This window comes from Bacteroidota bacterium (genome assembly GCA_039111535.1).
Classification (GTDB): Bacteria; Bacteroidota; Rhodothermia; order Rhodothermales; family JAHQVL01; genus JBCCIM01.
Genome location: JBCCIM010000102.1, coordinates 1 through 22,801, shown reverse-complemented (window position 1 = coordinate 22,801; position 22,801 = coordinate 1). Strand labels below are relative to the sequence as shown.

At 49.7% G+C, this 22,801-nt stretch carries 20 protein-coding genes; 6 read left to right on the top strand and 14 right to left on the bottom strand.

The annotated features are described in order from the left end of the window. Together AAF564_15685 and AAF564_15680 are read right to left on the bottom strand one after the other, a co-directional pair. The coding region (locus AAF564_15685) for an Rnf-Nqr domain containing protein (protein ID MEM8486993.1) at positions 1–843 on the bottom strand (843 nt) is incomplete at its 3' end. A gap of 142 nt (positions 844–985) precedes the next feature. Further along, positions 986–2,806, bottom strand: a complete 1,821-nt coding sequence (locus tag AAF564_15680) for a S8 family serine peptidase (GenBank protein ID MEM8486992.1) — start codon at positions 2,804–2,806, stop codon at positions 986–988. 886 nt (positions 2,807–3,692) lie between these two features. Here AAF564_15680 and AAF564_15675 point away from each other — a divergent pair. Continuing rightward, positions 3,693–3,914, top strand: a complete 222-nt coding sequence (locus tag AAF564_15675) for a hypothetical protein (GenBank protein ID MEM8486991.1) — start codon at positions 3,693–3,695, stop codon at positions 3,912–3,914. 232 nt (positions 3,915–4,146) lie between these two features. On the opposite strand, the gene AAF564_15670 is transcribed toward AAF564_15675, so the two are convergent. Together AAF564_15670 and AAF564_15665 are read right to left on the bottom strand one after the other, a co-directional pair. After that, complete coding sequence (locus AAF564_15670) at positions 4,147–6,609, bottom strand: T9SS type A sorting domain-containing protein (GenBank protein MEM8486990.1); 2,463 nt, start codon at positions 6,607–6,609, stop codon at positions 4,147–4,149. Between the two features lie 104 nt (positions 6,610–6,713). Then, positions 6,714–7,958: an amidohydrolase gene (locus AAF564_15665; GenBank protein ID MEM8486989.1), complete on the bottom strand. Its 1,245-nt coding sequence runs from the start codon at positions 7,956–7,958 to the stop codon at positions 6,714–6,716. Positions 7,959–8,149: 191 nt separating this feature from the next. Between AAF564_15665 and AAF564_15660 the strand changes: the two genes are divergently transcribed. Continuing rightward, on the top strand, positions 8,150–10,489 hold the full coding sequence (locus AAF564_15660) for a DPP IV N-terminal domain-containing protein (protein ID MEM8486988.1): 2,340 nt from the start codon (positions 8,150–8,152) through the stop codon (positions 10,487–10,489). Positions 10,490–11,459: 970 nt separating this feature from the next. Here AAF564_15660 and AAF564_15655 read toward each other — a convergent pair. Further along, entirely contained in the window at positions 11,460–11,693 is a 234-nt protein-coding gene (locus AAF564_15655) for a hypothetical protein (protein MEM8486987.1), read from the bottom strand. Between the two features lie 129 nt (positions 11,694–11,822). Between AAF564_15655 and AAF564_15650 the strand changes: the two genes are divergently transcribed. Both AAF564_15650 and miaA read left to right on the top strand, forming a co-directional pair. Next, positions 11,823–12,158, top strand: a complete 336-nt coding sequence (locus AAF564_15650; protein ID MEM8486986.1) for a rhodanese-like domain-containing protein — start codon at positions 11,823–11,825, stop codon at positions 12,156–12,158. Between the two features lie 21 nt (positions 12,159–12,179). Continuing rightward, positions 12,180–13,133, top strand: a complete 954-nt coding sequence (gene miaA / locus AAF564_15645) for a tRNA (adenosine(37)-N6)-dimethylallyltransferase MiaA (protein ID MEM8486985.1) — start codon at positions 12,180–12,182, stop codon at positions 13,131–13,133. A 113-nt stretch (positions 13,134–13,246) separates the two neighbouring features. Here the strand turns inward: miaA and AAF564_15640 are convergent, their stop codons facing one another. The 3 genes from AAF564_15640 to AAF564_15630 form a co-directional block, all read right to left on the bottom strand. Beyond that, complete coding sequence (locus AAF564_15640) at positions 13,247–14,164, bottom strand: methyltransferase domain-containing protein (protein ID MEM8486984.1); 918 nt, start codon at positions 14,162–14,164, stop codon at positions 13,247–13,249. Next, complete coding sequence (locus tag AAF564_15635; GenBank protein ID MEM8486983.1) at positions 14,137–15,135, bottom strand: glycosyltransferase 87 family protein; 999 nt, start codon at positions 15,133–15,135, stop codon at positions 14,137–14,139. Before AAF564_15635 ends, AAF564_15640 begins: the two co-directional genes overlap by 28 nt. Positions 15,136–15,200: 65 nt before the next feature. Continuing rightward, positions 15,201–15,623, bottom strand: a complete 423-nt coding sequence (locus AAF564_15630) for an ATP-binding protein (GenBank protein MEM8486982.1) — start codon at positions 15,621–15,623, stop codon at positions 15,201–15,203. Between the two features lie 262 nt (positions 15,624–15,885). Between AAF564_15630 and AAF564_15625 the strand changes: the two genes are divergently transcribed. Further along, the gene (locus AAF564_15625) at positions 15,886–17,385 is read left to right on the top strand and encodes a hypothetical protein (protein ID MEM8486981.1); all 1,500 of its coding nucleotides are present in this window, start codon (positions 15,886–15,888) and stop codon (positions 17,383–17,385) included. A gap of 38 nt (positions 17,386–17,423) precedes the next feature. On the opposite strand, the gene AAF564_15620 is transcribed toward AAF564_15625, so the two are convergent. The 6 genes from AAF564_15620 to AAF564_15595 all read right to left on the bottom strand — a co-directional run bounded on the left by AAF564_15620 (position 17,424) and on the right by AAF564_15595 (position 20,964). Continuing rightward, the gene (locus AAF564_15620) at positions 17,424–18,647 is read right to left on the bottom strand and encodes a sigma-70 family RNA polymerase sigma factor (protein MEM8486980.1); all 1,224 of its coding nucleotides are present in this window, start codon (positions 18,645–18,647) and stop codon (positions 17,424–17,426) included. Next, positions 18,647–19,099, bottom strand: a complete 453-nt coding sequence (locus AAF564_15615) for a DUF1569 domain-containing protein (GenBank protein ID MEM8486979.1) — start codon at positions 19,097–19,099, stop codon at positions 18,647–18,649. The genes AAF564_15620 and AAF564_15615 overlap by 1 nt, the downstream gene beginning before the upstream one ends. A gap of 37 nt (positions 19,100–19,136) precedes the next feature. After that, the gene (locus tag AAF564_15610) at positions 19,137–19,481 is read right to left on the bottom strand and encodes a YciI family protein (protein MEM8486978.1); all 345 of its coding nucleotides are present in this window, start codon (positions 19,479–19,481) and stop codon (positions 19,137–19,139) included. Positions 19,482–19,779: 298 nt separating this feature from the next. After that, a complete protein-coding gene (locus AAF564_15605; protein MEM8486977.1) occupies positions 19,780–20,172 on the bottom strand; it encodes a hypothetical protein in 393 nt (130 codons plus the stop codon). Positions 20,173–20,350: 178 nt separating this feature from the next. Next, on the bottom strand, positions 20,351–20,581 hold the full coding sequence (locus tag AAF564_15600) for an amphi-Trp domain-containing protein (protein ID MEM8486976.1): 231 nt from the start codon (positions 20,579–20,581) through the stop codon (positions 20,351–20,353). A 26-nt stretch (positions 20,582–20,607) separates the two neighbouring features. Then, positions 20,608–20,964, bottom strand: coding sequence for a hypothetical protein (locus AAF564_15595; protein MEM8486975.1), 357 nt, complete (start codon positions 20,962–20,964; stop codon positions 20,608–20,610). A 224-nt stretch (positions 20,965–21,188) separates the two neighbouring features. Between AAF564_15595 and AAF564_15590 the strand changes: the two genes are divergently transcribed. Continuing rightward, positions 21,189–22,801 (top strand): two-component regulator propeller domain-containing protein (locus AAF564_15590; GenBank protein MEM8486974.1); only part of this gene is annotated, 1,613 nt, incomplete at its 3' end.

The following is a 22,801-nucleotide window of genomic DNA, read 5'->3' as shown; positions in this document are numbered from 1 at the left end:
TAGATAGCTGAGGATCAGATTGTTGGCCGGCACCGTAATCGATTGCACGATCATCACCGAAATGCCCAATCCGATCGCAGTCGAAATCTTTTTTGAAACGGCAATGAACGTGCACATGCCCCGGAAAACGGGACCGCTGTGGATACCTGCTGCGCGCATCCAGGCGCGAACAGCGCGGACCGGGCAGGTCAGTGGGTTTGCGCCATGCACAAGGCCAACGACTTGCCCGCGGCCTTCCTGGTCTGTCTTGCTCTGGCGAATCAAAACACGCAAGCCATCAGGAGTGAATTGTAAATCTTCAACGTGCAAACCTGCGAGTTCGCTGCGGCGCATGGCGCCGGCAAAACCAACCAGCAACAAGGCCCGGTCACGTAAACTCGAAAGGGTGAGTGGATTGCCGGGCTCATCCGCATTGCGTGGCAAGTGATCTATCATCAACTTGATGTCTTCAGTCAGGACGGGGGCCACTTTTTGCTTTAGACGTGATTTGGATCGCACAATGCCGCTCCAAACCGAGTGTAATGGCTCGCGGGAAACCAGGGCCGGGCTCTCAAGTCCTGCAGTTTTGTGTGCTTGGCTGATCGATGCAAGTCGACGCTCGAGGGTTGTAACCTTGTAGCGGTCTGCACAGCTTGTGATGTACAGCGTGACGGTGTCAATTGTCGCCGGCATAGCCTTGAGTCCGTTTTCATCGCACCAGGCGCAAAAGTGATTCCAGTCGCTCCGGTACGCCTTTTTTGTGTTCTCTGCACGCGACTGCTCTGCGTAAGCTTGCGCGCGCGCTGCAGTCTCCTGGAGCGATACCAGGGCATGGGTGGGGGAGTGTGGTGTTATATCGGACATAAGCAAGGTGTAAATTAGTTACCGCAAGATACTTATCGGACATTAGAAGTGCAATAAAAACAAACAGATATATAAAACCCTGACGCTTATGATAAACGTCAGGGTTTGGTTGCTTGCAGACTTTTAGTTTGTTGCAGGAAGTCTAGTTTGTCGCGATAAGCTTCCAGCTTTGATTATCATCGCCAGTACAGGACCACTGCACAATATTTGTCCCGTTTGCACTAGAGCCTGTGTGTACGTCCAGGCACTTACCGCTGGATTTTGATTTGATCAGAAAAGAACCATTTTCCTGCTTGATGAATTCCCATTTCTGGTTGTCTCCGTTGTGGGCAGACCATTGGTAGATGTTGGCACCATCACTTGAAGAATGCTGGCTTACATCCATGCGCTTGCCGCTGTGTTCTGCCGTTATGGTATAGAACCCACTGCCATCTGCTGCGATATACCATTTTTGGTTGTTACCGCTGTGGCAGCCCCATTGCTGAATGTTGCCTGCATCATTAGACGAATGTGCTTCTACATCAGCGCAGCGACCACTGTGTTGGGCTTTGAGATTATACTTACCCGGCGTGAAGGCATGGCCAACCCATACGGTTTTGTTTGTAGTATTAGACGGGTGTGCTGTTGTGTGTGTTTTGGCGTTGTTTAAGATCGCTTCTTGCACTTCTGCCGGGCTAGCTGACGGGTTCTTTGCGAGATAGAGCACGGCGGCACCAGTCACGTGGCCGGCAGACATTGACGTACCCGTCATGGAAGCCATTTCGTTGTCGTACACACCGTCATTGTTCATGTCGGAGAGCGAAGCGATGTCATCGCCCGGGGCCAGAATATCGATCAGGGGCCCGTGGTTGGAGAAGCTGCTGAATATACCCGCCTGGTCATATGAGCCCACAGTAATTGCGTCATCGACATGTGCTGGTGTTACTTTTTCAACAGGTGCGCCTTCATTCCCGGCTGCGATTACAAAGACAACGCCGGTGTCTATTGCTGCCTGAATCGCATCGTCCAGGGCTGTATAGTCGGTTTTGCCAATGTTCTCACCCAGGCTCATGTTCACAACCATGGGGATGGATGGGTTACTGAGCTTATGCGTTAGAATGTGCTCGACTGCAGCGATTGAAACGGAGACGTCCGTGCCACCTTCGTCGTTTAGCACTTTGTAGTTGTGAATACGAACTCCGGGTGCGATACCAACGAGGCCGTCGCCGTCATCGATTGCACCAATGATGCCGGCGATGTGTGTGCCATGGCCGTCATAGTCGCGTGCATCCTGGTTGTTAAGATCGCGGAAATCGATGTTTTCGACAATGTTCATGTCTGAACGCGCGTTTTGTGCATTTGCATCAGCAACGCCTGTATCGAGAACGTAAACTTCGACGCCTGTAACTTCGCCTTCGCCATTGCCAGAGCGTGTCCAACTGTCTTGTCCACCAACAGCCGCAACGCTCCAGGGGATTTGCTGGCCACTGTAGGTGTTGTGGGCGGACTGCGCAGGTGTTTCAACGTTAAAGTCGGGCTCAATCCAGGCGATATCGGGATCAGCTTGTAGCGCATTAATGATATCTGTGAAATCACCATCTGTTGAATCATCAACAATGGTAATAGCAAAGCCTGGGAACGCATTCAGGAAAGCGTAGCGATCGAGGATTTTGTACCGGTCGAGGATTTTGTACCGGTCGAGGATTTTGTAGCGATCCAGGATGCGCTTTGGGGAAACAGAGAAAATGAGGTTCAGTTCGGGTTGGCCGCTTTTGCTGGCGCCGGCATACGAAATTGCCTGGTCGAGCATGTCGGCGTGCCGCAACTTGTTTTGCGTAATTGGCTTGTCGAGATCAATGATGCTGTCATCGGTAGATTCAGCATCGATGATCCCATCACAGCCTTGCAAAATCGCAGGGCTCAAAAATAGCAGAAAAAGTAGGCCGTAGGAAAACAGCCGGTTACGGTAGGGGGGAGTCTGCATAAATACTCAGGCTAGTAGTCGAATACATATTCGGAGCCCGGTGGTGTAGTCATCTCATTGGGGGTGAGGTAACGGGGTGGAGGTGTTGTGAAAACCCATTTTACAAGGATTGTGCCAACGCGACAAGCACAGTTTTTGGCCTGTTTGAGCCGTTTGTTGAGAAAATATCCAGGTTGTAGCGGTAGAAAGCGGCATAGCAGCTCGGTATAAACGAAATCGTGTGCGGTACTAAACGCAGGTATTTCAACATATTTAATATGCCGTTATTGGGCAAGGGCTAGTGAATCCTGCTACTCAAGCACCCACAAAGCGTAAAGAGTAGTGTTAGGTCTTTCAGGTTTGCGTCTGGGCATTGTGTGGAGTCCTGTTCTTGCGTTGCCTGTGTGTTCTGAAAAACACATGAAACCCAGGATAATCATGTAGATCAGTCTCTAGCGTATAATTATGCGGCAATTGCCTGGCGCCCGTGATGTGCACCAGCGGTACGCGCAGATAAGGTATTTAACAATTATGCCTTAGCCATGTGCGCAGTGTCTTGGTTTTCGTTGCACTGGTTTATACCAGGCTGGGAAGGCTGCGCTTCGATGATAACTTGCACAGGCCCGTGCCAGCCCCTGTAAATGGCAGTAAATAGGGAAATGGTGGATACGCTAAAATCTGCAATCGATTCTCGCGGCCTAGAATAGATTTATCTGGTATAACCACCCATCTGCAGCGCGAGCGTCGTATGGCATTTTATGCGAAATGGCTGCAATATGCGTAAAGAAGTCTACATCACAGTTCTAGTGTCCCATAATGTTCCCTTATCGGACGTCAGGGATATGAGCCAGTTTTGTGGCTGTTTTGGCTTAAGACATTAAACCTGCTTTGTTTACTGCTTTTTGTATTGCGCGCTGAGTTTGCCGCATTCTTCTCTCTAGCCTTTGTGGGCTGTTCATGGTTTGGTCCTGAAGACAAAATCGACTTCGGTGACCCGAGTGAGGATCGGGCGCATGAGTTTGTGTCGCAGCTTCCAAGAGGCCTTGGTGTCACGCGTGGTGATTGTGATCAATCGGAAAATGGTGAGTGGATTGCCGGCGCGAGCTATTGCCACGGATCTGATGGATAATAAGCGCCCTGCCAGGATTTCTTAAAATATCCGATATGCCGTTATTGGGGAAGTGCATTAAAATTAAGCTCCTTTACTGTGGCGATTCCGCGCACCAATCAATCATAGGTAAATACCGAACGGATATAGATCTGCACTATTCCTGTACGCCTGCAGCCCGCTGATGGTGACGTCAAATAAATGTGCGATTGGTCGAATAGCTTGGTCATAGGCAGCCTCTCCCCTCTTTTTGCTAACGCAGCAACGTAACTGCGCGCACCTCGCTCAGTACATCGCTTGTAAGCCGAATAAAATAGGTACCGTTCGCGCGCTCGGTTCCATTGAATCTGAGTCGTTGAGACTGGTACGCCTGTACTGGGCCATCATAGAGCTGCTCGACAAATCGCCCCGTGGCATCATACACCTCTACAACGAGATGCTGCGGCTCTGTTACAATTATTTCCAATGCTAATTGATCGGTAAACGGATTTGGGAAAAAGGAAGTGATTGCACTGGACACCGCTGGCTGTTCTGACCGCTCAGCACAGCCTGAACTATCATTTTGTCTTATCTCCCATTGGGCAATACCGACAGAGACTTTATTGCCCGCTGCATTAATAAAGCCGGCCATATACAAGTTACCACGTCCATCCAGCGCCATATCGATCACATCATTATCGACTCCGGAACCCATGTGAGAAAGGGTCACACCATCCCAGCGCGCAACATGGTTTACCGGTATATCACCCCCTGATCCAAACGCACTGAATTGGCCACCAATGTACAGATAGCCGCCATCTTCTACTGCTAGAGATGTCACAACCGTATTAAATCCGATGCCTATGTTCCTCCATGTGAAACCGTCCCAACTGGCAATAGCTGGTGCCTGCACGTTTCCAGCAATGGAAAATGAGCCGCCAGCATAGAGTTTATCGTTCTCATCAATGGCAAGCGCGCGAACACTACCTTGCGTATCGCGATCATCGAGACCTGAACCCAGCCGTGACCAGGCTTTCCCATCCCACATTGCAATATTTTTGGCAGACACAATCCCTGCAATTTCAAATTCACCTCCAACATACAAATTACCGTTGCTGTCAATGTCCAGCGCCCGAACACTGGTAAAATGTTCACCACCGGTAAGCCCGTTCCCAAGAGCCTCCCACGCCGTGCCATTCCACTTTGCAATGTTATTAACAGGTGTGTCACCGGCCATGCTGAATTCACCACCTGCATACAACACACCGTCTTCAGCAACAACCAAGGCATGTACGCGCCCCGGGTACTCACCGCTTTTAAGGCCTGTGCCCACGGGTAACCACTGTATGCCGTTCCACATGGCAACACTATTGGCTAAAAGATCGCCTATCTTTGCAAAATCGCCTGCTGCGTACAAACTGCCACCTGCACTTAGCGCCAGAACGCTTATGCGCCCATCGATTGCACTACCTATGGGATGCCACTGCTCATTGTCCCATCTGGCCACTTTGTCCACTGAAACGCCGCCCGCTAGACTAAATGGTCCTGCGACATATACGTCGCAACTGGCATCTGCGACAACGGCTGTTGTACCCTGATTGAGACCATACCCCGGTGTTTCAGCAACAACGTCCCAATCGCTACCATTCCAAGCCACAACGTTGCTGGCCATTTCCCCCGAAAGTAAATTGACGCCTCCTGCGTACACAGTACCATGCTGACTCACTGCCAACGTGATTACGACCGCATCAAGCAGTTCGCCAACAGAAGACCACGACACGCCATCCCAACTCCTTATTTCCCCAAACGAATTACCATTTCCGTCGACGCCTCCACCGCCCACGTACAAGATACCATTAGCGTCTACGCTTAGCGCCCATACTGATCCGTCAAAGCCATCGCCAACGGGATTCCATCTACGTCCGTCCCACATTGCAATATTTGGTGAGGACGCTAACCCAGCTATCGTGAATTCACCTCCAGCGTACAGATTGCCGGCTGTATCCACTGCCATTGTATGTATAGATCCTGATGCCAGGCCATCGCCGAGTTGCATCCATGAACTACCGTCCCACATGGCAATGTTGTTGACTTGCATTCCGTCAACGGACTCAAACCTACCGGTCGCGTACAGATTGCCGTCATCGTCAATTATAATCGATCTTGTGTCACCATCCATATCCCCGGCCAACGCAGACCACGTAGTCCCATCATACATTAAAATGCGTCGGCTGCTGATATCTGAAGAGATATGAATATCGCCAGCAACATAATAAGTCCCTTCTTCATCCACCGTGGAGGTCCTTGCCACACCATACCATCCACTCGGCGTCTCTTTTGAAGTCCATACGCCTCCTTCCAGAAATGCCAGAATATCGTTGCCGCGACCTATATTCATTTCTGTGAGATCCCAACCAACGAGAGACAAAGAGCCATTGTTATCCACAAGCAGGTTATTGATAGCGGCCTGGGAGGTTAGGCCGTCACCAACAGCATGCCACCTTGCTCCATCCCAACGCGCAACGTTTCGTGCTATTTGACTGCCTGCTGATCTGAAGTACCCTGCAACGGTAAGATGTCCAGCTTCATCGAAGGCCATATGCGTTACATAGCTGTTCGGCCCGCCGAAGGTAAACCTGTCGTTCCAGTACTGATCATCGGGATTAACAGATTGCGACAGTGTGTCTACACTAAATGAAAGTGTAAGAATTAACAGCAAGCCCAGGTGTTTTCGCATGGACGAAAATGGAATGCAAATGGTACAGCGGAGATCTATTCGTGTCTTGCAAGATACACACATCCGAGAATAGACGCTTTTATCTGGGATGAAAAGCCAAGTGCTTAGCGTTTATCTTCCATTAATTTGATAAAGACAGCTGCCATAGCCCTGGCACCATGAAATATGGCGGCCTCATCAGCCACAAAATCTGGTGTATGCGGCATGCCTACCCAGCCCTTTTGGCTATTCGCCACACCCAGGAAGTACATCACACCGGGTACGTGCTTCTGAAATAGGCCAAAATCTTCCGAAAACGGGGTTGGAACGCTGTTCAGTGTCTGTATGGCACCTTCTCCCAGTACCGACTGTATAGGTGCGTGTGATGCCTTTTCGAGAGCCGGATCGTTGGTCACGCCGGCGGCATTGGTTTCCGCGTACTCAAACGTTGAAGCAACACCTTGTTCTTTTAAGGTGGCCAGCAAAGCTGCAATGCGGTGCTGCATCTGGTCGCGCATGGCTGTGCCCGCGAGGGTAATGCCACCGTTTATTTGCCATGCATTTTCACCAGTCATACTGAGCGCGTTGAACACAAAAACTTGGGCAAAGTCGCCAGTTGCTGATGTTTGCCCGGGTTCGAGGGTAGTCAGGTTGTTAAGATCTGCTTTGAGCGTGTTTACAACTCCTTCAAGGCTTTCACCTTTAAGTACAATGGTAAACCGGTCTCTGGCGGCCATCATTATGCCTGCTTTGCTACCAAGTTTTCCCGCTTCAATCGGGGCCGTGTGATAGGCAAATATTGCATCCGGACGTGGGTTTTCCAGTGCGCCATCATCTATCATTGCTCGCGCCCCCTGAACACTTTCTTCTGCTGGTTGGAATATAAAAAGCACCGAGCCCTGCAGGTCATCCTGAACTGCATGTAATCCTTCAGCTAAAGCAACACCAACAGTTGTGTGGATGTCGTGCCCACAAATATGGCGTATACCAGGTTTTTCAGACGCAAATGAAACAGGATCGGGCTGATTGGATCGAACAGCATCCATGTCTGCGCGAAACGCCACGATGGGACCAGGCTTCGCGCCTTTTAGCAACGCGACAACCCCGTAGCCGCCTACGCGCTCGCGCACTTCGAGTCCGAGTGCTTTCAGGTGTTTAGCCACGGCCCCGGCCGTCCGTTTTTCCTGCCCGGATAACTCAGGGTGTCGATGCAAATCCCTGCGGAAAGCTATCAAGTCGGCCTCAACCGTTTCCAGGTGTGCGTCAACGCGTTCTTGTAAAGTGATTGAAGGATCAGCTTGAAGTGCTGCACAGTGCTGAACAAAGCCAGCGATCGTGAAAATGGTTATGACGGCGATTAGGCGGCGCATAGGGAATTGATGTGTTAAGTAAAATTGCTGGCCGCGTTTTCAGGATAAATAGCGCGTAACCCAAAAGCAATTGTGCAATTCCGTTAGGTCTACGGGAGAAAATGTTTAATGGTTGGTTTTTTACAAATAGAATACCTGCCCATGCAATATCTTGCAGAAACCGATCCATCATTCATTATCCAACACAGCGCATGCCCCGCTTTTGCCTGCTATTGCTTTTCTTCTTTTCGTTCTGCCTGGTCTCAGCCAACGCACAGTCTTTTGTTGTCACCGAGTCTGACTATGAACGCGCTGAACGCGCGCTCGGACAATTCACCAGTTCCCTGGTTTTTAACGACTATATAAGCGTTACCTGGCTGGAAAACGATGCCCTGTGGTTTCGCGACGAGCGCGAAACGGGATATGAATTTGTAAAGGCCATGCCAGGCAATGGCGAAAAACAATTGCTCTTCGACCACGGGCAACTTGCCAATGCAATTGGTTCTTTGCTAGACACCACGTTTGCTGCTAATGCACTCCCGTTTTCTCGTTTTGTACTGGATGAATCAGCTAATTCGCTTGGATTTGTTATGCGTGGCAAAGGTGGCATCGTTTGTAACTTGCAAGCTTATGCCTGTGAACGGGGTGAAGTTGAGATGCCACCACGATTTTTCTCTGCTGCAACGTCTCCCGATGGCAAGTGGGAAGCTTATATCGACACCCATGAGCTTTGGACTCTCAACAAGCTTACGGACGAGAAAAAACAACTAACCTTTGATGGCACTGATGAATACGGCTATGCAACGAACAACGCCGGCTGGGTAAAACGGGACTCTCCGGTATTGCTATGGTCTCCCGACTCAAAGAAAATTGCTACCTTTCAGCACGATGGCCGGGGTGTTGGCAACATGCATCTCGTTACAACCAACGTCGGGCGCCCTGAGCTTTCTTCGTGGAAATATCCTTTACCCGGAGATAGCGTCATTTTCCGGATCAGTCGTGTGATCCTGGATGTGGAATCTGGCGAAACGGTGCGGTTGAAAATGCCGGCTGATCAGCACCGCAGTACAACCACTGATCACATCGCCGGCCGCGGCGGTACGTTTCTGGATGTACGCTGGCGTGAGGACGGATCACAAATCGCGTTTATCTCCAGTTCACGTGATCATAAAATTGCAACCCTTCGCGTGGCTGATGCTGCTACGGGTGAAGTCACTGAGATTCTCGAAGAGGTTACGGAGACGTATTACGAGTCTGGTGTCCGCAAAGAGAACTGGGAAGTGCTGTTTGATACCGATGAGGTGATCTGGTTTTCTGAACGCGACAACTGGGGCCATCTTTATCTTTACGACCTGAAAACGGGTGAACTGAAAAACAGAATCACACAGGGAGCGTGGGCTGTCCAGCAGGTGCGCCGCATTGATCAGGACGCCCGTAAAATCTACTTCACCGCCGGCGGCCGAGAGCCTGGTAGCCCGTACTACCAGCACTTCTATAGCATCAACTTTGATGGATCGGGACTGATGCACCTCACACCGGAAGCCGCTAATCATGATGTGAGCCTCTCCCCTTCTGGCAACTTCTTTGTTGACCGATATTCCACACCATCAACTGCGCCGGTTACTGTTGTCCGTGACCTGACAGGAAAAGTAAAGGTTGAGCTCGCCAGGGCAGACCTGACCAGTCTGATGGCCTCTGAGTGGACCCCTCCAGAATCAATCAAAGTCAAAGGCCGCGACGGAGAGACAGACATCTATGGGCTGATGTACAAGCCCAGTAACTTTGACCCCAATAAGTCCTACCCCGTGCTAAACTATTTGTACCCTGGTCCGCAGTCTGGCAGTGTTGGGAGCCGGAGCTTCAGGGCGTCGCGCAGCGACAAGCAAGCAGTTGCAGAGCTCGGGTTTATCGTTGTTGAAGTTGATGCAATGGGGACACCCGGGCGCTCAAAATCATTCCATGATGCTTACTATGGCAACATGGGTGACAACGGTATACCAGACCAGATTGCAGCGATCAAAGAACTGGCGTCGCGGCATAGCTGGATGAACCTGGACAAAGTTGGGATTTGGGGCCACTCTGGTGGCGGCTTTGCTTCTACGCGTGCAATTCTGCAGTACCCAGACTTTTACAAAGTAGCTGTCTCAGGCGCCGGCAACCACGACAACCGCAACTATGAAGACGATTGGGGCGAAAAATGGCAGGGCCTGCTCGAAGAGAATGAAGACGGCAGCACAAACTACGACAACCAATCGAATCATCTGCTAGCCGAAAACCTGAAAGGCAAACTGCTCCTTGCACATGGCACCATGGACACCAACGTCCCGCATTCAAACACCATGCTGATGGTAGATGCTCTGATTAAGGCGAACAAAGATTTTGACTTGTTGATGATTCCGAATGCGGGCCACGGCTTCGGTCGCGCGCGGACATACTGGATGCGTAAACGATGGGATTACTTTGTCAAACACTTGCATGGCATTGAGCCTCCGAAAGAGTTTGAGTTTGGCAAGCAGAAACCTGGCGTTAACGTTCAGCAACCCACAGGGTGATATACTGTGGGCGCTTAATTGCTGCCAGTAGCTTTGTAGCATGCAGCTATTTAAATCCAACTATGCCAAATACAGCTTGTTGAACGTTAGCGTATGCGAATGTTGAAAGACGCTGCAGGTTAGTTCAGGTGCAGTCTTTTGCGTGAGTACACTGTGGTGTTTTGCTTACGTACGACCGGATGACGGTCTCCACTAAATCTTGGTGTTGGCGGTACAGGACGCCGTTCTGGACCACCGGGTGGCGGTGGCGGAGGATTTGATGAAGAACCTGAATCCTTATTCCATACGAAATGCCATAATAATAGCCCGACCATAACTGGCCCAAAGGCGATTACAACGCTTAATAATTGAAAAACCCAATCCATTGATCCTTCCTCATGTTTTCGGCAATCGTTTCAAATAGGTAGAAGGTGGTGCTAATTCTGAGATCGGCGTACGCTAACAGATCTTTAGAAAATTCCCCACTGCCATTCTGCTCTCGATCAATCTGTTACAGATAGTTGATTCGTACGCGTTGCATTCCTTCTTATGTATCGGCTGGATGTGCGTAACACCTCGATGCCTGCTGCCATATTTAGCAAACCATTAGGTTGCAAATAGATTAATAAAGGCCTGTTGAAATGTATATCTGAATTTGGATTATTCAGGCCTGTTTAATGGCGCAGTTTCTGGAGAAGTCTGCTGCATAACCAGTCGTTGTCGCTGGACGAGCTTCACATTTGTTGGATGAGCAACAATCGCTTTGCCAAATTGCGCAAGTCACGTGAAGTGGTTCTGCTCAGGAGCTTGCTATACAGCAGCTTTCAAGGCGCAATTCGAATGTGGATGTGTGTTGCCCGTCAGCGAGCGTACGTCAGGATTTGGCAAATACTATACCGATCGACATGTGCATCGCGTGATGGAGATGCATTTTTACAAATACGCTGAAATTGAAACAGAATTGTGACCTGTTTGTCAAGTCTAACAGCGATCAGGCTTCGCCCTTTATTACAGCCGGCGAAAAATCTACCGGCAACACTTCCCTGTAAAGTTTGAGGAGCTCTTTTTCGATGTGCTCATGCTTCTCAATCATCTCATTATAGACATCTTCTGGATCCCTGTCATCAAGACGAGCAATAATTTGAGACTGTGTCTCGTAAATGGTTTCAAGCATAGCCTGATTTTTGAGCAGCAGGATTAGCAATGCGGTCTGGTCGATATCCATAATTCAGTCTAATGCTTGAAGATCCTGTAATATAGTAAACTTGGATACCCGAAAAAGGATCATCCTGTTTAGTTTTTGGTTTTGAGTTTGTAAACCCGCCCAAACCATAACTACAGGTAAGCAAGCATTATGCTAAATCGCGCCGGCGCCGACGAGATCACGGTTCAGGACTTGAAAAAAATGATGGATTCCGGCGATACGCCCTTCCTACTGGATGTACGACAAGTGAATGAACACCAGACAGGCAACATTGGTGGTACGTTGATTACCTTGAATGAATTGCCGGTTCGCATAGACGAACTTGCCGCGCATAAAGACGAGAAGTTCGTCGTTTACTGTCGCTCAGGCGGACGATCCGGACAGGCTGTACAGTTCTTGCAGGCCAACGGATATCCCGGTGCAACCAACCTGCAGGGCGGTATGCTTGCCTGGCGAAAAGAAATCGATTCTTCCCTCGACGTATAATATTCAGGGTAGCATCATAGGATGGACAATCAGGAACGTGGTGCCCCCCCTGCCCCACCAATTCTCACATTGACAGGCCCCACCGGCGTTGGCAAAACTTCCCTTAGTCTACCCCTTGCCGACCTGCTCAAGGCCGAAATTCTTTCTATAGACAGCCGGCAAATCTACAAAGAGCTCAATATTGGTACAGCAAAGCCTGACACCAATGAACTCGCCCGTGCCCCCCACCACTTCATCAGCGAGCGGTCTATTGCCGACCCCATTTCTTCCGGTCAGTTTGCATCGATGGCCGAACAGCGCATTCAAGAAGTGCACAACCGTGGCAAAGTGCCTCTGCTTGTGGGTGGCTCCACGCTATACCTGCAAGCTTTGCAAAAAGGCATTGCTGATATTCCCGATATTGATCCATCGGTTCGACAACACCTGGTAACCAGACTTGAGAAGGAAGGTAACGAAGCACTCTACAATGAGCTGTTGTCTGCTGACCCTGATGCTGCTGCTACGATGGATGCAACCAAGACACAACGGCTTGTCCGTGCGCTTGAGGTCTTTCACGGCACGGGCAATACGCTGTCGTTCTACCACGCACAAACACCACCGGCACGGTATCTTTTCAAAACAATTGTGCTTACTCGGCCACGTGAGGTGCTGTATGAACGCATCGAAAACCGTATCGACATGATGTTGGATGCCGGCCTGGTTGACGAAGTTGGTGATTTGATGGGAATGGGGCTGGATATGGCAATGCCCGTGTTAAAAACCATCGGCTATCGCGAAGTTGTAGAGCACTTGCAAGGCATGTACGGTTTTGATGAGATGGTGCGCCTGCTGAAGCGCAATACACGCCGATACGCAAAACGGCAACTCACCTGGTTTCGTCGCTTCCCGGAGTACATCTGGATTGACCGCCACAAATCAGACGATCAGGTCATTAACGAGATTCTGGGCGCCCTGGCTGCCCAACCTGATGCCTGATTGATGACGTTACAGGGTCAAATTGTTACAAGAAATCTGCATTCCACAGCAGATGGATCAAGCAAAGACATCCTCCTCTCTTGTCAACTCCCCAACTCTTCACTCCTTACTCTTCACTCCTTACTCTTCACTCCTCCCTCTTCACTGACATCAACAATAAAGGTGTGCTGCTTATGCAGCCACTTCCCCTTTCTATGCTGGTTCACCACGCGGCCGCCAAGCGATGTAATCAATGCTTCCCATACCGGTGCTTTTTTGAAAGAAAGATGTTCTTCCTGGCTGTTCATGAGCCCGCCCGAGCGCAGCCGGTTAGCCAGTACATCGAGAAAAGTGAGCAGTTTCAAATCCCATTTAGCTTCGTAAACGGATTCAACGATTACCAGATGTCGGTCTGTTACCCGTATCGCTTCCCGCAATACCTGTTCAGGAGCTTCGCAATGGTGCAAAACGAAGTATAACACCGTTACATCAAAGGCCTTGTCCTTAAACGGTAACGTTTGGCCATCGTAGAGGGTGTGCGGTAACGTTGTTTCGTTCATGTCACAGACGTCGGCCAGCTTCACATCAGCCTGCCAGTCGGTTGCGATATGGGCGCCTACAAAACCTTCGCCGGCACCGAGATCAAGCACCTTCAATCCACAAGCATCAGGAGAAAGCAGACGCGTGATATGGTTTACTTTTGCTTTGGAGCGCAACCACTGTACTTTCCGAAGCCATGTGCGCGGTTTGGATTTGTGAAAGAACGCTGCCAGAAGCAACCAGCCCGTCCATCCAATAATGACCACTTGCCAATACGGGCCATCCACATAAAGCAGATAGGTGCCTATGGAAAATGATGCAATCCAAAACCAGTGCCAGGGCACCTGTTTTAAATTGGGGATCAGTAACAGAATACCGAGGAAATACCAGGGATGAATGGTTGTCGACGCAAGCAGGAAAAAGCTGAGCACAACCAGGAACGCTTTGGCAAGGTCCCATTTCTGGAAATAGTCTAACGCATAAATCACAGGGAGGCCGAGCAGAAATACCATGCGTAAAAAGGCCCGAGAGTTTTACTCCAGTCATCACCTGTCCACCAGAGGAATACCTGTTTGATGGCGTAGTACACGCCGGCGTTAAACTCGAAATACTGCACGTAGAGGTCGAGCGAAGATTTGATATTGGCGAAGAAGTCCGGATGATAAAAGGGTATCAGGAGCGCAAGCGCTGTGAGACCGCCCGGCACGAGGCCTCGCCATTTGAACCTGCGCCACAGAAACGGGAAAAGCACAAACGGATACAGCTTAATCATGCCAGCAAAAGCAAGCGCTATGGAAGCCAGGCTGCCTTGTTGCCGTTTGGCAAACCAGAGACACAGGACAAGGAAAAGCAGCATTCCCGATTCGGTGTGCGCCTGACCAGCGGTTTCTATTAACACCAAAGGGTGCCAGGCATAAAGCAATAATAACAGGGGCGGGACCAACTGGGCCAACAACAACAATGCAATGATCTCGCTGGCTACCAACGCAATTTTTATTGTGTAATAGGCCGGCTTCCAGTCATCGCTATAAAAATAGCCACTGATCCAAAAGTAGAGTTGGGATGCTGGCGGATAGACCGTATGGTAATCTTTCGAGTTGAGCAACGCATAGATGTCATCATCCTGGAAATCAACCAGCCGTGCATCCGAGGGTTTGTGCGCATAAGGGTTTTCACCGGATGCACAGACTGCGCCATCCCATATATACCGATAGGCGTCATCCGTTAAGGTAGGTTCAAGCGGGAGGAAAAAGAGACGCAGGCCAATACCTACGGCAAGGATGACAGCTGTGGAGAGCCGGCCCCAGCGATATAGTACAACGACGATGCCCGTTGCAACAAGCGATAGCGCAAAGAGGCGCGGCCACATGGCCCGGTCGGGTGCGAGGAAAGAAAGGTATACAACCAGCGCAACGTACAGACCGACAAGGCAGATTGTTGGCAGTAGTGATTGCGACTGCTTTAATTTGGACTGATTTCCCACGCGTCTTGCATCCAAAGTTGAAACTAGCCGGCCAGGCAGCCTACATAATTAGGGGCAAAAGACCTCTACCTGTTAAACACAATGTTAACCCGCCGGCCATTCAATTCATAAGAAACGTCGTCTGCCATTTCTTCGATAAAGAAGAGCCCACGTCCACCATCAATTAACAGGTTTTCATCGGCAGTAGGGTTTTGTACAGCTGTTCGTTCAAACCCTTCCCCTTCATCTTCAACTGTAATGGTCACCTTCGAAGGGATAACTTTTACGTCGAGTTTTACCTGTTTGGAGACATCCAGTGCATTGCCGTGTTCAATAGCATTCGTAGCTGCTTCCGAAACGAGGAGCACAATTTTGTAAGCAAATTCAGGATCAGTGATCAGTCCACCCAGAAAAGCTTCCGTTTCATCAACAATACGATCGAGATGCTCAAATTCACTTGAACAGTCGATGTGCAGATGCGTTGTTGATTTTTTTGAGATCTCGATCATTGAGAATAGTAATCAGTCCTCACCAAATTTACGTTCCGTCGACCCGCTGCTATGAATGGGTACAAAACCATTGCGGTATGTTACGTAAACTCCGTAACAAGAACAACGGAGCGTTTAGCTCGTGCAACACGCGTACGGCAGGATTTATAGGAACGTTGCATCCAACGCCAGTCATACACACATTATTCTTTGAACCCGCGGGTGAAGGCTGCGGATCTGCTTTCATCAACAATTTTTTTCAGACACTGTTACGTTTAGACACATGATGCGCTGTTTTTTGCTCCTGTTTATTGTCATCCTTTGTTTTTCGGGATGCAAGGATTCGGGCATGAACCAGCCGCCGCGTGCGTTAAGTTATGAGGTAGCCGTTGAGCCTGAAATGAGTCGGATTCGGATTTCAGGAACGGTCAGTAACCTGCGCAAGGGCAGTTACTATTTTGGCTTGCCTCGCACACAAGGTTTTCCACCGGCGCACTTTGTTAAATACGTGGCCTTTAGTGATGCGGCAGGGAAGCTGGAGGCTGAAGTTACAGACCTGGGAGAATGGCTAATCAGCACGGATGGCCCAGAGGTCAACTTTACCTATCACATCAACCTGCAACAAGCCATGAAGTACCAGGGAGAAGCCTGGGGTGGCGCCACTACGCAGATGGATGAAGACACTGCGTTCATTAATGGCAGTTTGAGCTTCATGGTACCGCTCATCGGCAATATCGCCACGCCCGTTGAGATGCAGTGGAAGTTGCCTGACGGATGGCAGGCCGTTACGCCATGGACAGCCAACGTGGACTCCATGCAGATTCCCTCCCACTATGCACTTGTCAACAATTATTATGTGGCCTACAAAAAGGGGTCGATGTTTAGGCAACGCATTGGCGACCTGGATTTGAATACCGTTTGGTTGGGTGATGGTGACATCAACAACTATCCAGATGCTGCTGCATCTATACAAAAAGTGGTAGAAGCCGGCCTTGCGTTCTTTGGTGAAGATTCCAGCAAAGAAGGCATTACGCTCATCTTACGCGACTCCAACAACCAAAACAGATTTCGGGCAAGCACAGAGGCCAACTCTATCGAATTCAACTTCAAACGAGGTATGAGTTTCGACAGAATCTGGAAAGACTACCGGGACGGTTTCCTGCGGTTACTCGCGCATGAAATTATGCACACCTGGGATCGTAGGGAAGTCAAAGAGGCCACCAATTACTTGCATGTCAGAGAATGGGGCCAGGATACGTGTTGGATTCGAGAAGGGTTTACCGAATATTTTGCGATGTTAAACTTGTATCGGGCCGGCCTGCGCGATATACCTGATTTTGTCAATACAATGCAGGCCATTTCCGAGTCGGCGGCTGAGCGAAATGCGAAGGGCAAATACACACTTACAAGTGCATGCCGCGTGTTTTTTAAAGACGATGATGCACTCCACTTTGTATACACCGGTGGTGCTGCCCTGGCTTTTTATCTCGACATGAACCTGCGGCACGAGTCGAACGGCGAGAAAAGCCTGCCGGCGCTGATGCGCAATTTTATGAGCACGTATCGCTACAAGGAGAAAACCATTGAAGCCTTTGTAGAAACATGGAATGCATACGCCCCCCCTACCCTGCACACCATCCCCTCGCATCTTGCAGATCCGCGGGCTGTTGACATTTCGGCTACACTCCATGCGCTTGGCGCCGAACGACAACCAACCCGTGTAAGCAGCAGAATTTACTGGCAAGTCCCCGTCTCCTCTCGTGTACACGCCTTATTCCGCTAGTTCGAGGCTGCCGGTTTGAAGCTGTTCGTTTTGTGCTACTAAGCTATTGCAGCAAGTTTTTTCTGGATATGCGCCTTTTCATGGGCTGAGGTTGCCAGAGATAGCGCCTTCGTAAGATGTTTATGCTGGTTTGCCGTGTCCTGATCTAGCGCAGCCAACAAGCAGTAATACAAGGAATAAGTTTCAAGATTGAGCTTGATGGCTTCTTCGAGGCCTACCTGGTTGCCTTTACACCGGGCCAATGCATACGTACGGTTTAGCGCAGCAATCGGAGCGTATTCGAGTTGTAGCAACTGGTTGTACAACTGCAGGATTTCCTCCCACTTCTCTGGCGTATCCTGCTCGGTATGCCAGTATGCAATGGCGGCTTCAAGATGGTACCGGCTTATCTGTTCACCAGTAGCTGCCTTGTTCAGGAAATCTGTCCCTTTGCTGATCAGGGCCGGCTCCCATAAGCTGCGGTCTTGTTCGTAGTATAACACAGGGGCCCCAGTGTCATTTGCCCGCGCGTCTAGCCTGGAGGCATGAAAACACATCAATGCAAGCAATGCATTCACTTCCGGACATACCGTGTGCACGTTTCCCTGAATCAACAGGCCAAGGCGCATAGCTTCGTAACATAACTCCCTTCGGAGTACATGGGTTGTACGGGTTGCATGGTATCCTTCGTTGAAGAGCAAATACACGGTCGTGAGTACCGTGTCGAGGCGAGGCGCAAGGTCTTCCGGTACCAGATTAAACAGCGTGGCACTGTGTTGTTGAAGTCGCTTTTTCGACCGAAAGAGTGTTTTGTTTACACTGGTTTTCGACGACAGCAATGCAGCAGCAATTTCATCCGCACTAAACCCACACAATACACGCAATGCCAGCGTAAGTTGGGCCTTTTTTTCGAGCGAGGGATGGCTCACAGCAAACAGCATACGCAGCTGGCTATCCTCTATGTGTGTTTTACTCAGGTTGAGTTCAGCCGGCTGTGTTGTCGTTTCCGTTCGCGCTAGTACAAAAGGGGCAACCTTCTCCAGCCGTACTTTTTCGCGGCGCAAATAATCGAGCGTTCTGTTTTTTGCGACCTTGTAGAGCCAGCCGGCCTGGTTGTCTGGTATGCCGAGCTTTCCCCACGTTTGTGATGCCATTAAAAAAGTATCACTGACGATGTCTTCTGCCACCTGAATATTTGACAGGCCATACCTATTACAGAGTACAGCAACCAGGTTGCTGTACTCTGTTCTGAAAAGATTGGGTATGAGCGCTGGTTCGTCCATCAGGCACTGAATTGTCGCAGGTGGTGGTCTATGTGCTTGTATGCAAAGATCCCAACCTCTTCCTTGTTCATTCGCCCGAAGAATGGGTGAACAAAATTATCAAAGGTTTGTGTATCCAACTGGCTATACTGCGCAAGCAACGACAACCAGACAGCTTTTTCCTGCGCCGGATCCACAAATTGTTTGATTTTCAAATCTGGATGGGTTGGGCTATTCTTCTTTAGTGGCGTGTCATCTGCAATGCTGGACCGGAGCACAGCTTTTCCGATGAGCCGGCCAATTAGTAACCGCTTGAACGATTTCTGGCGCAGGAGCATGCGATCATTTTCAGTGCAATGGCGCATCATTTGACCGACATCCATTTTCCCCCACTGGGCCGGCGTAGCATAATCGAGGTTGTTGATTCTGTTTGCAAGTGCAGCAATGGCACCTTGATCAAAGATAGTTTTCATGTCGTCTTACAGGAAATGGGTTCTGGATTGGACTGGATTACAAGTTGATTTGCATGAAGCTGCGCACCTCAACGTTGCCACCGATGGCAAGCACAGGGCAGCCGGCTGCAAGCTGGACCGCTTCGTCGAGATCTGTAGCTTTTACGATGACATAGCCCCCAATAATCTCTTTGATCTCAGCATATGGGCCATCGGTGATTACCTGCCCGGGCTGTACAACTTTGCCTTCATAACTGAGCTGGTTGGTTGACGCGAATTTCCCCTGCGCGGCAATACCACCAATCCAGTCTTGCCACTGCTTGATGGTTGCTTCGATTTCTTCCTGTGTTGGCGGATTTTCTGGCTGCGGCGTGTGCCGGAATAACATCATGAACTCTTGCATGTTGAGAGATTGATTTGTGATTAAACAAGCATGTCACCTGTAAGACGAACAGGGGTATTAAAATAGGACAGGCGGTATAATGCCCCAAAATCTGTAAAGTATTGCGCTTAAAATAAAAGCCTGGACTTCCACTTAAAGCCAGGCTTTCCAAGATGATGTTGTTAGATCCCATGTCGCGTGTCCACTTCCGTTTACATGCTCAATTTGTTGTACTAATTCACCAGCCTCCGTGTAAATGGCGATTTACAGTGGCCTGGGATGTCATAAAAATCCACCTGGCTTTGCGTTGGATCGCCGTTTACATACAAACGCACTGATTGATCAGATGCCATATTGAGCGGATTAGGCACGATGGAGAAGTCTGCCACGCGCTTGCCTGGAGGGCGTACCACCCGTGTTGATTTAAAGGTTTGCGTAAAGTAACGACTACTTTTAAACGGTATATTTCCCAGGCTAAAGGATCCGGTGAGCCCGACATGTTTTCCCAGCGGAGCGCAATATGGGTAGGTGCGCCGTTAACTTCAAACAACCTTGGTGGTCGCGGCGGCTCGATCTCCGCATCAGCATCCGTATTGCCGTTGTTGACGATGCGCCGGCGAATGATATGAAAGTCGTCATGCATTCCGTGTGCGTAGGCATACACCCAGCGCTCCGTCTCTATCCCAAGGATTGAACGGTAAGATTGGTACAAGATCCTGTCGGCCGACAAGTCAGGTTCAATTTCATCGACAAGCGCAATTTCTTTCGCTGCGTGTTGGAGATAAACTGAGGAGGTGCGGAATGGTTGGTTGCTCCCCTTGTTTCGCGAAACTGGCTATCTGGTAAGCCAGGTAGCCAGTGCGGATTGTTAAAACGATAACGACCAGCGCCTAGTCGCTACCGTGTGACCATTTGATTTGGAATTCGATTTCTTCTTCTTCGTCAGACCGCTCATGTTCAATGTTGTATTCGGCTCGAACAGGAACGTAAATCCGTTCTCCCGCAATCTGGATTTCGAACTGCTCGCCATTTTCCAGCGCATCAGCCAGCCGGCGTAATTTGGCTACGTACTCTGATACTGGATATCCCTTTTCTACATCTCTATCTGGTTTACTGCTCATATTTGTATTGGATAAGGAGTTATGGATTAGTCTGGCCGAAACTGGCCGCGGTATAAAATCTGGTTTTGATATCGGATTTCCGCCTGATCGCCGACGCGCATATCCGGGATTTCTTGTCCGTTTTCTGCACTCAAGTAGCGCTTGGCATAGCCACCAGAAATTTGCAGTGTGAGGATCTGGCGTCCGCCACAAAAAAGGAGAACATTGGCACCATCGGGCAATCCGGTGTGCTTGAGTGAGGCCTCGAGCTGGACAAAGCCATTGCTCCAGGTTTCGATTTCAACTTCACCTACGCCGCCAAAAGTGCATTGGGGCGTGGGCATAAGTTTGGCTTCTACTTCTCTTTGCTTTACGCGAAAGATTCGGGACAAAAAGTTAAACATGGCAAGCTGGCTACAAAAGTGAATGGGTTATTCTACCATCAACCATATGTCATCAGACCTATTTCTTCTTACGGAAACCACAGCCAAATCATATGGACAGGCCCATCTGCACTTTTTAAGGAATGGTTGTGGTAATACCGTTTAATTGGGTATGAAAAAGCTTTAGCCGACTATTGTATTGGCGATATCATGAAGAACGCTATTCCCCGCACGAGCGTCTTCGCATGATTAGCTTTTATACTATTACAAATCGTTTCCTGCATTTCAGGCCATTTAAAGCCGTACTGACAGTTGTTCTGTTTGTTTGCCTTGTTGCACTGCCTGATGCTGCCGGCCAACGGTCGATTTTTAGTAATTACTCCCTGGATGACGGACTCCCACAATCGCAAGTGTACGATATTCTGCAAGATGCGCGAGGGTACATCTGGCTTGCTACCTACGGCGGCGGTGCTGCACGTTTTGACGGAACATCCTTCGAACTTCTCTCCGATATCTCCGATGCGCCACACTACCGTGTAGTCTACGATATATACGAAGACCGAAGCGGGAAGCTCTGGTTTGCTACGGGTAACGGGGTGCTGTGTTACGATGGATTTGCTACTAAAGCCATGTCTACCGAAGATGGGCTTGCGGACAACCGTGTGCAAAGCATTATTGAAGACAAAAACGGTACCATGTGGTTCGGCACTGCAAGTGGTGTTTCAACGTTTGATGGGGAGTCATTCACAACATACGGACGAGAAGATGGGTTACCCCATCCCAGTGTATGGGATATTGTTGAAGATGAAAATGGCGTACTCTGGTTTGGGACGCAAGGTGGCGTGGGTCGCTTTGACGGCACATTTCAACATCTACCCAGATTTGATCAGGTTTTCGTACGAGACCTCGCGCACGATGCGCAGGGGCAATTGTGGTTTGGTACCGATGAAGGACTGTTTGTTCAGAATGGTGAATCTTATAAGCACTTCACCATGGAAGATGGATTGCCTGACCTGCTTGTCCATAGCCTGTTATTTGACGAAGATGACACATTACTGATCGGCACGCAGGAAGGCCTTGCAAAATTTGCCGATGGGGATTTAGCGCCATTAAGTTCACTCGCTTTTGACGACATACCGATATGGAGCCTCGGCGGAGACAACGAAGGTAACCTCTGGGTTGGTACTTCTGGCAATGGGGTATTTAAACAAAGCCCCTCCCCTTTTGTCCATCTGAATGTTCAAGATGGGCTGCCGGATGATGTTGTTTGGAATTTCACGCAAACCAGGGATGGCGCAATTTGGATTGGTACGCTAAACGGTCTTGCCCGATATCGTGACGGTGAAGTTAAAGCATTTGATGTAGCGGATGGGCTCCTCGCGGATGAAGTCAGGGTTGTGCATGAAGACAAAGCCGGCACCTTGTGGATCGGTACAGCAAGTGGAATCCAGGTTTACGATGATGGCAAATTCAGTACACCGCCACCGCTGAAGGCGATGGATACCAAGGTTCGATCTATATACGAGGAAGACGACGGACTCTGGTTCTTGTCAGAGGATGGTGTCCTTTTCTTTGACGGCAGTGAAACACAGTTTATCGCGAAAGAAAAGCTGGGGTCTCGGCCCAATGCGATGCTGAGAGATACGGAAGGAAACCTGTGGTTTGCCACGCTGGATGGCGTAGTGCAACTGAAAGATGACCAGGTAATACGGTACGGCGTGAAAGATGGCATTGCACATCCGGCAAGTTTATCGATTGCACTTGGACCGAGCAACAACATCTGGGTTGGCACCTACGGCGGGATCTCATTGATCCAGCCGGCTACTGAGAATCAGGCGCTCAAAATAGACACCATCAC

What these genes read in the sequence shown, in the direction of transcription:
- AAF564_15680 (MEM8486992.1), bottom strand. Translation starts at nt 2,806, where the DNA reads ATGCAGACTCCCCCCTACCGTAACCGGCTGTTTTCCTACGGCCTACTT.
- AAF564_15670 (MEM8486990.1), bottom strand. Translation starts at nt 6,609, where the DNA reads ATGCGAAAACACCTGGGCTTGCTGTTAATTCTTACACTTTCATTTAGT.
- AAF564_15665 (MEM8486989.1), bottom strand. Translation starts at nt 7,958, where the DNA reads ATGCGCCGCCTAATCGCCGTCATAACCATTTTCACGATCGCTGGCTTT.
- AAF564_15660 (MEM8486988.1), top strand. Translation starts at nt 8,150, where the DNA reads ATGCCCCGCTTTTGCCTGCTATTGCTTTTCTTCTTTTCGTTCTGCCTG.
- AAF564_15655 (MEM8486987.1), bottom strand. Translation starts at nt 11,693, where the DNA reads ATGGATATCGACCAGACCGCATTGCTAATCCTGCTGCTCAAAAATCAG.
- AAF564_15650 (MEM8486986.1), top strand. Translation starts at nt 11,823, where the DNA reads ATGCTAAATCGCGCCGGCGCCGACGAGATCACGGTTCAGGACTTGAAA.
- miaA (MEM8486985.1), top strand. Translation starts at nt 12,180, where the DNA reads ATGGACAATCAGGAACGTGGTGCCCCCCCTGCCCCACCAATTCTCACA.
- AAF564_15640 (MEM8486984.1), bottom strand. Translation starts at nt 14,164, where the DNA reads ATGGTATTTCTGCTCGGCCTCCCTGTGATTTATGCGTTAGACTATTTC.
- AAF564_15630 (MEM8486982.1), bottom strand. Translation starts at nt 15,623, where the DNA reads ATGATCGAGATCTCAAAAAAATCAACAACGCATCTGCACATCGACTGT.
- AAF564_15625 (MEM8486981.1), top strand. Translation starts at nt 15,886, where the DNA reads ATGATGCGCTGTTTTTTGCTCCTGTTTATTGTCATCCTTTGTTTTTCG.
- AAF564_15620 (MEM8486980.1), bottom strand. Translation starts at nt 18,647, where the DNA reads ATGGACGAACCAGCGCTCATACCCAATCTTTTCAGAACAGAGTACAGC.
- AAF564_15615 (MEM8486979.1), bottom strand. Translation starts at nt 19,099, where the DNA reads ATGAAAACTATCTTTGATCAAGGTGCCATTGCTGCACTTGCAAACAGA.
- AAF564_15610 (MEM8486978.1), bottom strand. Translation starts at nt 19,481, where the DNA reads ATGCAAGAGTTCATGATGTTATTCCGGCACACGCCGCAGCCAGAAAAT.
- AAF564_15600 (MEM8486976.1), bottom strand. Translation starts at nt 20,581, where the DNA reads ATGAGCAGTAAACCAGATAGAGATGTAGAAAAGGGATATCCAGTATCA.
- AAF564_15595 (MEM8486975.1), bottom strand. Translation starts at nt 20,964, where the DNA reads ATGTTTAACTTTTTGTCCCGAATCTTTCGCGTAAAGCAAAGAGAAGTA.